Origin of the sequence: Heyndrickxia shackletonii (assembly GCF_001420715.1) — a bacterium.
GTDB lineage: Bacteria > Bacillota > Bacilli > Bacillales > Bacillaceae_C > Margalitia > Margalitia shackletonii.
In genome coordinates, this window is sequence record NZ_LJJC01000015.1 from 708,718 (window position 1) to 709,077 (window position 360).

Consider the following 360-nt stretch of genomic DNA (forward strand, 5'->3'; position numbering starts at 1 on the left):
ATGCTGATCTCTCCGGATCAAAGCTTGCTTACAGCTCCCCGAAGCATATCGGTGTTAGTCCCGTCCTTCATCGGCTCCTAGTGCCAAGGCATCCACCGTGCGCCCTTACTAACTTAACCTATAAGGTTATATCTACTTCAAATGGATAAATCCATAAAGTGGCGATTCTCGGTTATTACTTGGTTATTTTTCATATTATCTAGTTTTCAAGGAACAAGCTTCGAGAGATAGTTCTCTCAAAACTAAACAAATACAGAAACGTCTCTTTATAACCACGTAAGTAGTTTTCCATTATCCTTAGAAAGGAGGTGATCCAGCCGCACCTTCCGATACGGCTACCTTGTTACGACTTCACCCCAA

1 rRNA gene is annotated in these 360 nt (G+C 42.5%); it reads right to left on the minus strand.

The annotated features are described in order from the left end of the window. Window positions 1–301 precede the first annotated feature (301 nt). Window positions 302–360 (minus strand): 16S ribosomal RNA (locus tag AN964_RS25175); the annotation flags it as partial.